The sequence below is a fragment of the Pseudomonas sp. PDM05 genome, from assembly GCF_014851685.1.
Taxonomy (GTDB): Bacteria; Pseudomonadota; Gammaproteobacteria; order Pseudomonadales; family Pseudomonadaceae; genus Aquipseudomonas.
This window is the reverse complement of record NZ_JACVAC010000004.1, coordinates 25645-40588: the sequence shown is the minus strand read 5'-3', so window position 1 is coordinate 40588 and position 14944 is coordinate 25645. Positions and strand designations below refer to the sequence as shown.

Here is a 14944-nt window from a genome sequence, read left to right as displayed (position 1 = left end):
CTGTGAAAGGAAGAGCATGAAAGTTTTATTTCTGGTGCAGAAAGAACAGCGCGCCATCCTCGATCGTCTTTACGAAGGCATCGCCGAGCATTGCGAATGCGATACCCGCTGGCTGAGCAGCGCCGAGCAACGCAACCTGCGCGGCTACTTTCGCCGCGAAGTCGATGTGACCCGCTACGACCGCATCGTGTTCTTCCTGCGTTTCAAGCAGGAAATCCGCCAGGTCGGTTTTATCCGTACGATCCCCAATCTGGTGATCCTCGAACACGATGCCTACCAGAACTACATTCCCTGCAAATACACCGGAAAATTCAGTGCCCATTACCGCCGTTTACCCTGGGCGCGGGTGATCAGCTCGGGCTTCATGGTGACCGAGCGCCTGCGTGCGGAAGGCTTCGACGCGGTGTTCGTGCCCAAGGGCTACGACCAGGCGCTGTTGCAGCCGCAGGCGCGTGAGCGTGACATCGAGCTGGCGTTTGTCGGTAGCACCAATAGCGTGGCCTACAGCGGGCGCAAGGCGTTGCTCGATGAGCTGGCACGGGTCGAGCCGCTGGTGGTGACGCGTACCAAGTCGGGTGAGGAATATTGTGCGACGCTCAACCGGATCCGCTTTTTTGTCAGTGCCGACGTGGGTATGGGCGAATACATGATCAAGAACTTCGAAGCCATGGCCTGTGGTTGCGTGCTGCTGGCGTTTGACCAGGGCGAGGCGGAAAACCAGGCCCTGGGTTTCAAGGACAAGGTCAACGTAGTGTTCTATAAAGACATCCCGCAATTGCAGGAAAAACTCGCCGAGTTGCGCGCCAACCCTCAGTTGGCGGCGGATATTGCGCGTAAAGGCCAGGAGTTGGCTGTCAGCCAGTTTAGCTTTGCACGTATCGGCCAGCGTATTGTCGAAGTGCTGCAGCCACCTCTGCGGCCACGTGCGCCGTTGAGTTTGCTGGAAACGCTGCGCCTGAAACTGGGCGTGTAACCTCTGTCAGGCCGTCGATTGCGGTCATTTTATTGTTGGTGCCCACGTGCGATTTTCCGAACAGAGCGACATCACCCTTGTAGTGACCAGCTGCGGTCGCTTTGATCTGTTAAAGCGCACGCTTGAAAGCTTCGACGTGTTCAACACGGCTGACATCCGCGAGGTGTTCATCACCGAGGACGCCGGTGACGACGCGGTACGCCAGGCGATTCCGGCCCATTGGCAGGAACATTGCACTTTCTTCGTCAACCGCCCGAAGCTGGGGCAGTTGGCATCCATCGACCTGGCCTACGCGTCGGTGAAGACACCCTATATTTTCCATTGTGAAGATGACTGGGAGTTTTACCGCCCGGGGTTTGTCGAGGACTCCAAGACGGTGTTGGAGCTGCGCCCGGATGTGCTCCAGGTGTGGTTGCGCAACTTTGTCTATGACTTGCAGGTGCACAGCCCCTATATCCATCTGGGGCCGCGTGAGCTGATCGGTGGGGTGCCGTGCTACCCGCTGATCTCCGACAAGCCGGAGTGGCAGGCGTTTTCCCTGAACCCCGGTTTGCGCCGCCTCAAGGAGTACGCGTTGTGCGCGCCTTATGCCGGGTTCGAGGGCGAGAAGGGCTTGTCGCGGCGCTATGCGCAGTTGAACTTGATGGCCGTGACCCTTGAGGGCGATGCGGTATTGCACACCGGTTTCGGCTTGCATGTGTCGACCTCGGCCGAGCGCTTGAACAAGGCCAAGCGCAAGCGGCGCGAGCGGATCAAGCTGGTCGCCATGCTGCTGTTGGGCCTCGCCATCGGCTGGCTGGTCAATTGAGTTGCATGCACGCCTCCAGAACACCGCAGAAGGTTCGTATTATTCAATGAGCATCCTCAACGTCATGTGGGCCGGTGGTACTGCATTCGCTTCCGTGCAGAAGGTTCATCAGCAAGTGCTTGGCAGCGTCGACTGCGGTGCAGCCGTGCATACCTGGCTGCTTCAGGGCGGTGCACAAGCTGGAGATGGGGCGCTGGAATGGAATCTCTCATCGGCTCAGCTCAAGGGTCGTCACCTGTGGGCGTTGCTGCTGCCACGCATGCGCGCGCGTTTTCGACGGGCGCTGCCGCAGGACGTGAAGGTCGTGCTGCTCGATGGCGTCGGCGTTGCGCGAGTGTTGTTGCCGGTGCTCAAGACCGTACCCGAGGTACGTGCTGTGGTGCTGTTTCACGGCATGACGCGCCTGCGTCGCACGGATCGCAAGTTGTTCGAGCAATTCTCCGAGACCCGACTGACCGTGGCAGCTGTGTCGCAGACCCTGGCCGACTCGTTGCAGCGCGATTTGCATCGCCCGGTGGCCGTGCTGCGCAGCGCCTTTGACCCCAGCGCGTTTTGCGCCGCGATGCTGTCCCGCGAGCAGGCCCGCGCGCAGTTGGGCCTGGCCGCAGACAGCGCGCCGGTGCTGGGCGCCGTGGGGCGCCTGGTGGGCAGCAAGGGCTTTGCCTGTTTGCTGGATGCGTTTGCCGCCGTGACCTCGCGTCGGCCCGAGGCGCGCTTGGTGATCATTGGCGAAGGCACTGCGCGTGCGGAGCTTGAAGCGCAGATCGAGCACCTTGGCTTGCGCGGCAAAGTCTTCATGCCGGGGCACCTGGCGGACGCGGCGACCCTGTATCGCGCATTTGATTGGGTGGCGATACCGTCTTCGGAGGAGGGGCTTGGGTTGATCGTGCAGGAGGCCGTGATGGCCGGTGTGCCGGTGCTGACCAGCGAGCTGGCGGTGTTCCGCGAGCAATTGGCGGACGCTGGTTGGTATGCACCGGCTGATGCTGTCGACGCCTGGACGCAACTGCTGGAGCGCGCTTTCTCAACCAGCCCGCACGTCGCCGTGGCGGCTCAGTTCGCAGCGCTGGCGCCGGAACAGGCCTGGCAGGACTTCACCGCCACTGCCCGCCGGCTGCTCTCACCCCGGTAGTACGGCTTGTTCGAGCGCTTGCATCGGAAAGCGTTCGTTCAGCTTCTCGCGCGCAATATAGCGGGCGAAGTGCTGCAGGTTGCGCTTGACCAGCGCCGGACTCAGCGGCGCACGCAGGAAGCGCAGGTCGGCCACGTCGATCAGGCCCATCTGGTTGTCCGGTGTCACGACAATGTTGCCCAGGTGCAGGGAGCGGAAGTAGATCCCGGCGCCATGCAGGCGGCGAATCAGCGTCACCAGCGGTTCCAGGTTCTGCTCCCAGTCAAAACCTTCCTTGTTGGCGATCTGGCGCAGCGTCTCGCCCGGTAGCGGGCGATACAGCACGGCGGTCATGCCGGGCGCGTCCAGCTGGAAGCTGTCGAGTACGGTGAGGGTGGGAATGCCGCGTTGTTGCAACCCGAGCGCGTTATCGATGAAACGCTTGGAGTACGGGCGAAACAAGGCGGAAGAAAAAAACCGCTTGCGACGAAACAGTTTAAGGATGTTCCCGTCCGTCAGCAGGTAGACTTTGGGCCCATAGCTGTCCTTCTCCAGGATTCTGGCGCCTTCAATCATCGTGTTTAGAGCGGCTTGGGGAAGCCTTGAACATTGCATCGTCAGGAAGCCTTGTGGGAGTCGCGGGCACATGAGTCGGCAATGATGCCGAAAGTTTTGGGTTTTAACCATGCCGGGGTGGCAGGTTGACCGTAGTATTAGGAGCGGATGATGCAGGCAAGTCGTTGGGCGCAAGGATGGATGGGGTTCGGGTTGCTGTGGTTTTTACTGGCAATCGCCTTTGCGCCGACCAATAAGATCTATCAACAGGGGCTGACGCTGTTCTTGTGGCTGCCGGCCATGGTGTTTGCCTGGTCTGCCCGTGAGCAGCTCAAGCAGGTCTGGCAGGCTCAGCGCTGGGTCTACCTGGCGCTGGGCGTAATGGCGGCCTGGGGCTTGATCAGCCTGCTGTGGACCAATGCCGAGGACCCTTCCCGCGAAGCCAAGCGCCTGCTGTATATCGGCGTATTCCTGCTGTTCTTGCCGGTGCTTGCCCAAGGGCGCACCGAGCAGGTGGTTCGCCTGATGCAGTGGGGCGGCTTTGGCCTGGCGTTGTCGTCGCTGCTGGCGATGGTCAAGTTCTATGGCCTTCAAGGCAATGCCTGGGACGCCCGTCTTGAAGGGTTGGGGCAGCTGTCCCATCCGATCCTGGGTGCGTACGTCATTGGTCTCGCGGCTGTGTGGATGCTGCACTGGATGCCCCGCGGACGCTGGATGCAAGTGGCCTCCCTGGCGGCGATCGGGCTGCTCGGCCTGTTTGTCGTGGCGAGCCAGAGCCGTGGTGCCGCGCTGGCCTTGCTGTTGAGCGTGGTGGCGATGCCGCTGTGGAGCCGCGACCGACGCAGCACGGTGATCGCGATCGCAGCTGCGGTGGCGGCGGTGGTGGTATTCGTGTCGATGCAATCGTTGATGCTGTCCCGTGGCGTGTCGTTCCGGCCGCAGATTTTCATGGCGGCGCTGCAGATGATTGGCGAGCACCCTTGGACCGGTCTGGGCCTGGGTGGTAATTACAACGTGGTCTGGAATGAATTCCGCTTCGACCATTCCCACAACCTGTTCACCCACGTCGCCATCGAACTGGGCCTGCCGGGCCTGCTGCTGTGGTGCGCGGTGTGGTTCGGCGTGCTGTGGCAAGCCTGGAAAGTGCGTGACACCCATTACGGCAAAGGCCTCATCGGCATGTGGGTGTTCTCCACCCTGGCGATGCAGTTCGATGCGGCCAACCTCACCGGCACCCCGCGTGCCGAGTGGTTTATCACCTGGCTGCCGATCGCGCTGGTCAGCGTGTCGGTCTGGGCTCGGGCCAAACCCGGTGCTTGTGATAAAGTTGCCGCCCTACCTAATCAGTGAGCTCAACAATGAGTGACGCACCGCCTAAAGCGGAACAGGAATCCAGCCTGAAAATTTATTTCAGGCTGCTGGGATACGTGAAGCCGTACATCGGCATGTTCCTCGTGAGCATTATCGGGTTTGTGATTTTCGCATCCACCCAGCCCATGCTGGCCGGGATTCTCAAATACTTCGTGGATGGCCTGAGCAACCCGGACGTGGTGTTTTTCCCCAGTGTTCCGTACCTCAAGGATCTGAAACTGCTGATGGCCGTGCCGCTGCTGATCGTGCTGATCGCCGCGTGGCAGGGGCTGGGCTCTTTCCTGGGCAATTACTACCTGGCCAAGGTCTCCCTGGGGCTGGTCCACGATTTGCGGGTGCAGTTGTTCAACAAACTGCTGGTCCTGCCCAACCGCTATTTCGATACCCACAGCTCCGGGCACCTGATTTCCCGCATCACCTTCAACGTGACCATGGTCACCGGCGCCGCCACGGATGCGATCAAGGTCGTGATCCGCGAAGGCCTGACGGTGGTGTTCCTGTTCGGTTACCTGTTGTGGATGAACTGGAAGCTGACCCTGGTGATGCTGGCGATCCTGCCGATCATTGCCATGATGGTCGGCAGCACCAGCAAGAAATTCCGCAAGCAGAGCAAGAAAATCCAGGTGGCGATGGGCGACGTGACCCACGTGGCCTCGGAAACCATCCAGGGTTATCGCGTGGTGCGCAGCTTCGGTGGGGAGACCTACGAAGAGCAGCGTTTCGCCAAGGCGAGCATGAGCAACACCGAAAAGCAGATGCGCATGACCAAGACCGGTGCGGTCTACACGCCCATGCTGCAATTGGTGATCTACACCGCGATGGCGGCGCTGATGTTCCTGGTGCTGTTCCTGCGGGGTGACGCGACCGCCGGCGACCTGGTGGCCTATATCACGGCTGCGGGCCTGCTGCCCAAGCCGATCCGCCAGTTGTCGGAAGTCAGCTCGACGATCCAGAAGGGCGTCGCCGGTGCCGAGAGCATCTTCGAACAGCTGGACGTGGTGCCTGAAGTCGACACCGGCACTGTGGAAAAAGAGCGGGTCAGCGGCCACCTTGAGGTGCGCAACCTGAGCTTCACCTACCCCGGCACCGAGCGCGAAGTGCTCAAGAACATCAGCTTCATCGCAGCGCCAGGCCAGATGGTCGCGCTGGTCGGGCGTTCGGGCAGTGGCAAGTCCACCCTGGCCGCGCTGATTCCGCGTTTCTACCATCATGAAGTCGGCGAGATCCTGCTTGATGAAGTGGAAATCGAGGACTACCGCCTGCGCAACCTGCGCCGTCATGTGGCCCAGGTGACCCAGCACGTGACGCTGTTCAACGACACCGTGGCCAACAACATCGCCTACGGCGACCTGGCCGGCGCGCCGCGTGAAGACGTCGAAAAAGCTGCCCGTGATGCCTACGCCATGGACTTCATCGCCGAGCTGCCCAAGGGCCTGGACACCGAAGTCGGCGAAAACGGCGTGCTGCTCTCCGGCGGTCAGCGCCAGCGTCTGGCGATTGCCCGTGCCTTGCTGAAAAACGCACCGCTGTTGATCCTCGATGAGGCGACCTCGGCGCTGGACACCGAGTCCGAGCGGCATATCCAGGCCGCCCTGGACAAAGTCATGAAGGGCCGTACGACCCTGGTGATTGCGCACCGCTTGTCCACCATCGAGAAGGCTGACCTGATCCTGGTGATGGATCACGGTGAAATCGTCGAGCGTGGCACCCATGCCGATTTGTTGGCCTTGGGTGGCTACTACTCGCGTTTGCACGCCATGGGGCTGGACGAGCCGGCAACGGCCAACATCGTCTGACCGACCGGGGCGCGCAATGCGCCCCGTTTTTGTTCAAAAAGTGAGCAGTTGCGCGGTCGGATGTCTTACAGATAAAGCTCTCGAACTAGGCAGCGCCCACCCTGTGCTAATATCGCGCCCCTGTTCATTTTGTATGTGGGTTGCTCCATGAAGTTGTCCATGCCGCGATTCGATCAAGCCCCTGTCTTGGTGGTCGGCGATGTCATGCTCGACCGTTACTGGCATGGTGGTACCTCACGGATTTCCCCTGAGGCGCCGGTACCGGTAGTCAAGGTCGAGCAAATCGAAGACCGTCCAGGCGGCGCTGCCAACGTTGCCCTCAATATTGCCGCCCTCGGCGCCCCGGCCTCCCTGGTCGGCGTGACCGGCGATGACGAAGCCGCCGACAGCCTGGCCAACAGCCTGCGCGGTGCCGGCGTGCGTGCGCTGTTCCAGCGCATTGCCCATCAGCCGACCATCGTCAAGCTGCGGGTCATGAGTCGTCACCAGCAATTGCTGCGGATCGATTTTGAAGAACCCTTCGCCACCGACGCCCTGGCCCTCAGCGGTCAGGTCGATGCGTTGCTCGAAGGCATCAAGGTGCTGGTGTTGTCCGATTACGGCAAAGGCGCCTTGAAGAACCACCAGGCACTGATCCAGGCCGCCAAGGCCAAGGGCATTCCGGTGCTGGCCGACCCCAAGGGCAAGGATTTCTCGATTTATCGCGGTGCCAGCCTGATCACGCCGAACCTCAGCGAGTTCGAAGCCATCGTCGGCGGCTGCGCCGATGAGCACGAGCTGGTGAGCAAAGGCGCGGCATTGATGGCCGACCTCGACCTTGGCGCCTTGCTGGTGACCCGTGGCGAGCACGGCATGACCCTGCTGCGTCCGGATCATCCGGCGATGCACCTGCCGGCGCGGGCCCGTGAAGTGTTCGACGTCACCGGCGCCGGCGACACCGTGATCTCCACCCTGGCCGCCTCGATTGCGGCCGGCGAAGAACTGCCTCACGCCGTGGCCCTGGCCAACCTGGCGGCGGGCATTGTGGTGGGCAAGTTGGGTACGGCGGCCATCAGTGCACCGGAACTGCGGCGCGCCATCCAGCGCTCCGAAGGTTCGGAACGTGGCGTGCTGGGGATCGAGCAATTGCTGCTGGCGATCGACGATGCCCGTGCCCACAACGAGAGCATTGTGTTCACCAACGGCTGCTTCGACATCCTGCATGCTGGCCACGTGACCTATCTGGAACAGGCGCGCGCCCAAGGCGATCGCCTGATCGTCGCGGTCAACGACGACGCGTCGGTCAGCCGCCTCAAAGGCCCGGGCCGTCCGATCAACAGTGTCGACCGTCGTATGGCGGTCCTGGCTGGCCTGGGCGCAGTGGACTGGGTGATCAGCTTCGCTGAAGGTACCCCGGAAAACCTGCTGGCCCAGGTCAAGCCGGACGTGCTGGTCAAGGGTGGCGATTACTCCGTCGACCAGGTGGTCGGTGCCGACATCGTCAGCGCCTATGGCGGCACGGTCAAAGTGCTGGGGCTGGTTGAAAACAGCTCGACCACGGCCATCGTCGAGAAGATTCGCAACAATGAGTAAGTGTGTCCTGATAACCGGCGGTGCGGGCTTTATCGGCTCGCACCTGGTCGATGCGTTGTTGGCCAAGGGCTACGGCGTGCGCGTGTTGGACAACCTGTCCACCGGCAAGCGCAGCAACCTGCCTTTGGATAATCCGCGGGTCGAGTTGCTTGAGGGTGATGTCGCCGACGCCGAGCTGGTCGCGCGTGCCGCGGTCGGCACGGCGGCGGTGGTGCACCTGGCGGCGGTGGCCTCGGTGCAGGCATCGGTGGATGACCCGGTCAGCACGCACCAGAGCAATTTCGTCGGTACGCTGAATGTGTGCGAAGCCATGCGCAAAGCGGCGGTGAAGCGCGTGGTCTTCGCCTCCAGCGCGGCGGTGTACGGCAACAATGGCGAGGGCGCTTCGATTGACGAAGAGACCACCAAGGCGCCGTTGACGCCCTATGCGTCCGACAAATTGGCCGGCGAGCATTACTTCGACTTTTACCGTCGCCAGCACGGTCTGGAACCGGTGATTTTCCGCTTCTTCAATATCTTCGGGCCGCGCCAGGACCCGTCCTCGCCGTACTCCGGAGTGATCAGCATCTTCAGCGAGCGCGTGCAGCAGGGCGTGCCGATTGCCGTGTTTGGCGATGGCGAGCAGACCCGTGACTTCATGTATGTGGAAGATCTGGTTGACGTGTTGGTGCAAGCCATTGAAGCGCCGGACGCGCCGTTGGGCGCGATCAATGTGGGCTGGAATCGAACGACGACGCTCAAGCAGGTGTTGCAGGCGCTGGAAGAGATTGTCGGCAAGTTGCCAGCGGTGACTTACGGGCCGGCACGTTCGGGGGATATTCGCCACTCGCGGGCGAATAATCAGCGCTTGTTGGCGAGCTTCACACTCCCCGAACCGACCCCGCTGAAGGTTGGCTTGGAACGCTTGCTCAACGGCTGACGCAATTATAAATGTGGGAGCGGGCTTGCTCGCGAAGGCGGTGTACCAGTCTCTGCCTGTGCGGGCTGATCCACCGCTTTCGCGAGCAAGCCCGCTCCCACATTTGGATTTGCGCCGGGCTTGGCATTGGAGTGGAGCCGCTAGCTGCTGGCCTTCTTCTTCGGCGTAATCTTGCGCAGCACCCGCTGGGCCAAACGCTTCAATTTCGATTCTTTCTCCGGCTCCGCCAAGCCTTGCTGGCGCAGCCAATCCTTCCAGCGAATCCGCTCCTCACGCACCAGCCAGCCTTCCTGCTGGGCGAAGCTCTCCGCGAGGAATAAACCCCGGGTGCTGGCCGGGTACAACTGGTCTTTCTTCACGGTGTAGAGCTCAGCGACGGGCTGGCCATCCTTGAGTGGCATCAGGTACAGGTCCGGGCGCTGGCGGTCGAGGCGCGCCACCAACTGGTCGCCTTCCAGGCGCTCGTCCACATGGAACAGGCTCAGGGACTTGGCTTCCTTCGGCACTTCCAGGCGCAAGTCGTAGATCAATTGCAGTGACGCCGTGGGCAGGTGCACATAGGCCCGTGGGCGTTCGATCAGCTGAGTGGTCGCGCAACGCACCGGGCGAGCTGCGCCGGACAACGGGCTGAGGCGAAACGGCAGTGCTTCGCGGTAATGCAGCGCGGCGGAGTAGGGCGCCGGCAGCCAGGTGTCGTTGAAGCGCCCGCCGAGCCAGCCTTCGGGCGTTTCCAGCAGGCACTCTTCGGCGATTTCCTGGATGGCGGTGTGCAGCGGCAGGTTCAGTTCGTGGGCGGGGACGTAGCCGGAGATCAGCTTGAGTACCACGTCGCCACGGTCCTGGCGTCGCTGGCGTACCAGCACCCAGTAGTCCTTGTTTTGCCAGTGCAGGGTCAGTCGTACCGACACGCCGAGGTTCGCCAGTTCCAGCACGAAACGCTCGGGGTCGGCCACCTCCACCGGCTTGCGCCGTTGCAGGGTCTGGGCGAAGTTGAGCGGCATGCCGACGCTCTGGTAGTTCAGTCCTTCGGGGGTGGCTTCGACGTGCAGCGGCAGTGTCTTGAAGTTGCTGGGGTTTTTTCGTATGAGCGTGCGCGCCATGTCGGCTCCTGCTTGCGACTGGGTCGGCCGCGTCGGCGGCATCAGAGTTGACGAATAACCTGGGCAGCGGTCGCCACGTTATGGGCCAGGTGCAGCGGATTGATGGTCCCGACAATAGCACTGGCAACGCCCGTTTGCGCAAACAACAGCATGAAACTGGCACGTATTGGATCCATTCCAGGCTCCAGGCAAACGTGGCCACTGGCCAGGGCTTTTTTCACCAGGATGCCTTTGCCGTGGGCGGCCGCATAGTCAATGACGGCTTTCTCGGCCTGTTCGTTCAAATTGTAGGTGACCATCGCGCAATCGCCCTGCTCCAGAGCCTTCACGCCGCCTTCGACGGTTTTCCCGGAAAAACCGAAACCGCGGATCTTGCCTTCCTGTTTCAGCTCGGCGAGGGTCTGGTAGACCTCGCAGTCGTTGAGGATATGCAGGTCGTTGCCGTCGGAGTGCACCAGCACCAGGTCGATAAAATCCGTTTCCAGTCGTTTCAAGCTGCGTTCAATCGACAGTCGAGTGTGGGCCGCGCTGAAATCGTGGCGGGACACGCCATTGTCGAATTCCTCGCCGACCTTGCTGACAATCACCCAGTCCTTGCGCTGGCCGCGCAGCAGCGGGCCCAGGCGCTCTTCGCTGCGGCCGTAGGCGGGGGCGGTGTCGATCAGGTTGATGCCCAATTGCTGGGCCTGACGCAGCAGCATCCGGGCTGCGTCGTCATCTGGAATCTGGAAGCCGTTGGGGTATTTGACCCCCTGGTCACGGCCCAGCTTGACGGTGCCCAGGCCCAGCGGCGACACCAGCAGGCCGGTGCTGCCCAGGGGGCGATGCAGGTCGTGCAAGGTCGGCAGGCTCATGGCAGCAGTTGCTCCCAGGCCGGTACGCCGATGGCGGGCTTTGGCAGCTCGGGCAGCGGCTCGCTGGCGGCTGGACGGATGCCATCACGTTCGAAGCTGTTGATCACCCGGTCGGCGAAGTCCGGCGCCAGTGCCAGTTTGGTCGGCCAGCCTACCAGCAGGCGGCCGTCCTCAAACACGAAGGCGTTGTCGGGGCGGCTCAGGCCCGTTTGCAGTGGCTCGGCGCGGTCGACGCGCAGGGTGGCCCATTGGGTCTGGCTCATGTCGATCCACGGCAGCAATTGCGCCAGTTCTTTTTGCGCCGTTGCGATCTGTTCTTCAGGCGTACGTGCCACGCCATCGGCCTCGGCAATGTCGCCGCCCATGTACCAGACCCAGTTGCCATCGGCGGCCGGGTGGGTGGTCACGGTGAGGCGCGGCTTGGTGCCGCCGCCCAGGCAGTGGGCGTACAGCGGCTTCAGGCCGGGGCCTTTGGCGATGATCATGTGCAGCGGGCGTTTTTGCATCGCCGGCTTGCTCAAGCCCAGGCTGGTCAGCAGGTCGGCGGTGCCGCCACCGGCGCTCAGCACGATGCGCTGGGCGCGGATCTCGCGGCCATCCACCTTCAGGCCCACCAGCTTGTTGCCGTCCAGCAGCGGCTCGATGTGCTGCCCGGCGAGCAAGCCGTCGCCGGCCAATTGAGCCAGGCGTTCGATCACACTGGGGACGTCCACCACGAGTTCGGCCAGGCGATAGACCTTGCCCTTGAAGCGGCGATCTTGCAGGGCTGGGGGCAGGTCGTCGCCCTTGACCTGGTCGACACGGCCGCGCACGGCCTTGCTGGCGAAGAAGCTGGTGAGGTTGCCGGCGAGCGTGCCGGGGGACCACAGGTAATGGGCCTGGGAGAGCACGCGCACGCCGGTCAGGTCCAGCTCGCCATTGCCCGCCAAGGCTTCACGCCAGCGGCGCGGCATGTCTGCGATGGCTTCGGAGGCGCCGGTGAGGGCGCCGTGCAGGGCGTATTTCGCGCCGCCGTGGATGATCCCTTGGGACTTCACGCTTTGCCCGCCACCCAGGGTAGCGTTTTCCACCAATACCGTGGAAAACCCCTGGCGGCGCAGGCGCGCATTCAGCCAGAGGCCGGCAACCCCGGCGCCGACAATCAGGACGTCGGTGGAAATAACGGATGGCATGGGCGACCTCAGTGTTCAAGACAAGAGGCGCAGTATACAGGCTGTTGCGTGGTGGTCAGTGCCCGGCGGTTTTCGAAAACAACTGGATCACCACCACACCCAGCACAATCAGGCCCATGCCGAGCATCGCCGGCAGGTCGAGTTTCTGCCCGTAGATGAACAGCGCTGCGACGCTCACCATCACGATGCCCATCCCGGCCCACACCGCGTAGGCCACGCCCACCGGCACGGTGCGCACCACCAGGGTCAGCATCCAGAACGCCACGCCGTAGCCGACGATCACCAGTAGCAGTGGGATAGGTGTGCTCCAGCCCTTGATGGCTTTCATCGAAACAGTGGCGATCACTTCCGAGCAGATGGCGATGGCCAGGTAGTAGTAGGCAGGGTTCATGGGTAATCCTCGGTGTGAAGCGCGTTTGATAATGTCGCCATTTTAGGGCCTGGCCAGATGGGGTAAAGTCATTACCTATCTGAATTGGAGATGGGTTGAGCCATGAGCGTGCAATGGAACCTGGAGCAGATGCGCCTGTTTGTCAGCGTCGCCGAGCAGCGTTCGTTTTCGGCGGTGGCACGCGGGCAGCGCAAGGCGCAGTCGGCGGTGAGTAATGGGATTGCGCTGCTGGAGGCCGACCTCGGCGTGAGCCTGTTCGAGCGTAGCAGCGGCCGCCAACCGCGCCTGACCGAGGCTGGCACGGTGTTGCTTGAAGAAGCCCGGGAAGTGCTGCGTCAATGCGAGCGCCTCAATGGCCGGGCGCTGTCGTTGATGCGCGGCGAAGAAGCCTGCCTGCGCCTGGCTCAGGATGAGGCGATGCTGTATCAGCCGGTGCTCGACAGCCTGGACGCGCTCGCCGGGCAGTTTCCCAACCTGGAAGTGCAGATTTCCAGCGCCGCCCAAGGCGATGTCGCACGCAAGCTGGTGGAGCGCAAGGCCGACCTGGGCATGTTGTTCTATCACGATCAGATCCCCGAGGCACTGGAGCGGCGGGTAGTCGGCAGTGTGGAAATGGTCACCGTCTGCGGGCGCAATCACCCGTTGGCTCGGCAGAAAACCGTGGACTGCCAGGGCCTCGCGCAATACCGCCAACTGCTGATGTCGACCCAGACCAGCGTCTACCCCGGCAGTGAAGCTGCCAGCCCACAGGTGTGGCGTGCCGACAGCTTCTACGTGCTGGCCGAATGGCTGACCCGTGGCCTCGGCTGGGCCTGGCTGCCGCGGCATGTGGTGCAATACCCGACCTACCAGAACCAGATGGTCGAACTCGACAGCGAATGGACCCCGCCGGCGTTGGTGGTGGAGTTGGTCTGGCGCCGCGACGAGCCCCTCGGCCCGGCCGCACGCTTTCTGGCAGAACGTTTTGCCGAGTGTCTACGGGCGATTGACTGAAAAAGCCGATAAACTCCGCCGCCATGAATAGAACTCTCTACAGCTGTCTGTTTTACCTGGCGCTGCCGTTGGTGGCTTTACGTCTGTGGCTGCGCGCGCGCAAGGCCCCGGCCTATGCCAAGCGGGTGAGCGAACGTTTCTCCTATGGCTTGCCGGTGTTGCAGCCGGGCGGGATCTGGGTGCATGCGGTGTCGGTGGGCGAGAGCATCGCCGCCGCGCCCATGGTGCGCGGGTTGCTGGAGCGTTATCCGACGCTTGCAATCACCGTGACCTGCATGACGCCCACGGGTTCCGAGCGCATCCAGGCGCTGTTCGCCAACGAGCCGCGCATCCAACACTGCTACCTGCCCTATGATTTGCCTTGCGCCGCCAAGCGCTTTCTTGATCGCGTGCAGCCGAAGCTGGCGGTGATCATGGAAACCGAGTTGTGGCCCAACCACATCCACGCCTGTGCCCAGCGCGGTATTCCCGTGGCGTTGGCCAATGGGCGGCTGTCGGCACGCTCGGCCAAGGGTTACGGGCGTTTCGCCAAGCTCACCGCGCCGATGCTGGCAGAGATGAGTCTGTTGGCCGTTCAGACGCAAACCGAAGCCCAGCGTTTTTTAAGCCTCGGTGCGCGTCCGCAAGCCGTTGAAGTGACCGGCTCGATCAAGTTCGACCTGACCATCGACCCCGAACTGCCGCAGCGCGCCGCCGCTTTGCGCGAACAATGGGGCGCCAGTGAGCGTCCGGTGTGGATCGCCGCCAGTACCCACGAAGGCGAAGATGAAGTGGTGCTCGCCGCCCATCGCCAGTTGCTCGACAGCTATCCCAATGCGTTATTGATCCTGGTGCCGCGCCATCAGGAGCGTTTCGGGCCAATGTTCGAGTTGTGTGGGCAACAGGGATTCGCCACGGTGCGCCGTTCCACGGGCGAACCCGTCACCTCGCAAACCTCGGTGTTGCTCGGCGATACCATGGGCGAATTGCTGTTTCTGTATGCCTTGGCCGACAGTGCCTTTGTCGGCGGCAGCCTGGTGGCGACTGGTGGGCATAACCCGCTGGAGCCGGCGGCGTTGGCCAAGCCGGTGATCATGGGGCCGCACGTATTCAACTTCCTCGAAATCACCGCGATGATGCGTGAAGGCGGGGCGTTGCGGCAGGTGGATGATGCCGAAGGGTTGGCTGAGGCGGTGCGGCAGTTGTTCGAGTTGCCGCAGGATGCGCGCAGGATGGGGCAGGCGGGGCTCAAGGTGATGCAGGCGAACCAAGGTGCTTTGAAGCGTTTGCTGGATGGTTTGAGCAGACTCATCACCCACTGACAATAGAAGTCAAATGTGGGAGCGGGCT

The 14944-nt window shown here is 62.5% G+C and carries 14 protein-coding genes; 9 read left to right on the top strand and 5 right to left on the bottom strand.

Features of this window, described 5'->3' with window-relative positions; translation table 11 throughout:
• Positions 1-16 precede the first annotated feature (16 nt).
• Genes IB241_RS10180 through IB241_RS10170 form a run of 3 tightly spaced genes read left to right on the top strand, consistent with a single transcriptional unit; the run spans position 17 to position 2913 of the window.
• Positions 17-973, top strand: a complete 957-nt coding sequence (locus IB241_RS10180) for a glycosyltransferase (protein ID WP_192298282.1) — start codon at positions 17-19, stop codon at positions 971-973.
• 46 nt (positions 974-1019) lie between these two features.
• Complete coding sequence (locus tag IB241_RS10175) at positions 1020-1781, top strand: glycosyltransferase family 2 protein (RefSeq protein WP_192298281.1); 762 nt, start codon at positions 1020-1022, stop codon at positions 1779-1781.
• A 46-nt stretch (positions 1782-1827) separates the two neighbouring features.
• The gene (locus tag IB241_RS10170) at positions 1828-2913 is read left to right on the top strand and encodes a glycosyltransferase (protein WP_192298280.1); all 1086 of its coding nucleotides are present in this window, start codon (positions 1828-1830) and stop codon (positions 2911-2913) included.
• Here IB241_RS10170 and IB241_RS10165 read toward each other — a convergent pair.
• On the bottom strand, positions 2902-3468 hold the full coding sequence (locus IB241_RS10165) for a toluene tolerance protein (RefSeq protein WP_192298279.1): 567 nt from the start codon (positions 3466-3468) through the stop codon (positions 2902-2904). The genes IB241_RS10170 and IB241_RS10165 overlap by 12 nt on opposite strands.
• A gap of 150 nt (positions 3469-3618) precedes the next feature.
• On the opposite strand from IB241_RS10165, the gene IB241_RS10160 reads away from it, so the two are divergent.
• The 4 genes from IB241_RS10160 to IB241_RS10145 all read left to right on the top strand — a co-directional run bounded on the left by IB241_RS10160 (position 3619) and on the right by IB241_RS10145 (position 9105).
• Positions 3619-4797: an O-antigen ligase family protein gene (locus IB241_RS10160; protein ID WP_192298278.1), complete on the top strand. Its 1179-nt coding sequence runs from the start codon at positions 3619-3621 to the stop codon at positions 4795-4797.
• A gap of 8 nt (positions 4798-4805) precedes the next feature.
• Entirely contained in the window at positions 4806-6614 is a 1809-nt protein-coding gene (gene msbA / locus IB241_RS10155; protein WP_192298277.1) for a lipid A export permease/ATP-binding protein MsbA, read from the top strand.
• Between the two features lie 147 nt (positions 6615-6761).
• A complete protein-coding gene (gene hldE, locus IB241_RS10150; protein WP_192298276.1) occupies positions 6762-8186 on the top strand; it encodes a bifunctional D-glycero-beta-D-manno-heptose-7-phosphate kinase/D-glycero-beta-D-manno-heptose 1-phosphate adenylyltransferase HldE in 1425 nt (474 codons plus the stop codon).
• The gene (locus IB241_RS10145) at positions 8179-9105 is read left to right on the top strand and encodes an NAD-dependent epimerase/dehydratase family protein (RefSeq protein WP_192298275.1); all 927 of its coding nucleotides are present in this window, start codon (positions 8179-8181) and stop codon (positions 9103-9105) included. The genes hldE and IB241_RS10145 overlap by 8 nt, the downstream gene beginning before the upstream one ends.
• Positions 9106-9245: 140 nt before the next feature.
• Here the strand turns inward: IB241_RS10145 and IB241_RS10140 are convergent, their stop codons facing one another.
• The 4 genes from IB241_RS10140 to IB241_RS10125 are packed head-to-tail and all read right to left on the bottom strand — an operon-like array spanning position 9246 to position 12622.
• Complete coding sequence (locus tag IB241_RS10140) at positions 9246-10205, bottom strand: metal ABC transporter ATPase (RefSeq protein ID WP_192298274.1); 960 nt, start codon at positions 10203-10205, stop codon at positions 9246-9248.
• A 41-nt stretch (positions 10206-10246) separates the two neighbouring features.
• Complete coding sequence (locus tag IB241_RS10135) at positions 10247-11059, bottom strand: aldo/keto reductase (RefSeq protein WP_192298273.1); 813 nt, start codon at positions 11057-11059, stop codon at positions 10247-10249.
• Positions 11056-12231 carry an NAD(P)/FAD-dependent oxidoreductase gene (locus IB241_RS10130; protein ID WP_192298272.1) on the bottom strand — a complete coding sequence of 392 codons (1176 nt, stop codon included), beginning with the start codon at positions 12229-12231 and terminating at the stop codon, positions 11056-11058. Before IB241_RS10130 ends, IB241_RS10135 begins: the two co-directional genes overlap by 4 nt.
• Before the next feature lie 55 nt (positions 12232-12286).
• Positions 12287-12622 (bottom strand): DMT family transporter, encoded by a 336-nt coding sequence (locus IB241_RS10125; protein ID WP_192298271.1) that lies wholly within the window; start codon positions 12620-12622, stop codon positions 12287-12289.
• Between the two features lie 102 nt (positions 12623-12724).
• Between IB241_RS10125 and IB241_RS10120 the strand changes: the two genes are divergently transcribed.
• Both IB241_RS10120 and waaA read left to right on the top strand, forming a co-directional pair.
• Positions 12725-13615 (top strand): LysR family transcriptional regulator, encoded by an 891-nt coding sequence (locus IB241_RS10120; RefSeq protein ID WP_192298270.1) that lies wholly within the window; start codon positions 12725-12727, stop codon positions 13613-13615.
• Positions 13616-13638: 23 nt separating this feature from the next.
• Positions 13639-14916 carry a lipid IV(A) 3-deoxy-D-manno-octulosonic acid transferase gene (gene waaA, locus IB241_RS10115; RefSeq protein WP_192298269.1) on the top strand — a complete coding sequence of 426 codons (1278 nt, stop codon included), beginning with the start codon at positions 13639-13641 and terminating at the stop codon, positions 14914-14916.
• Positions 14917-14944 lie beyond the last annotated feature (28 nt).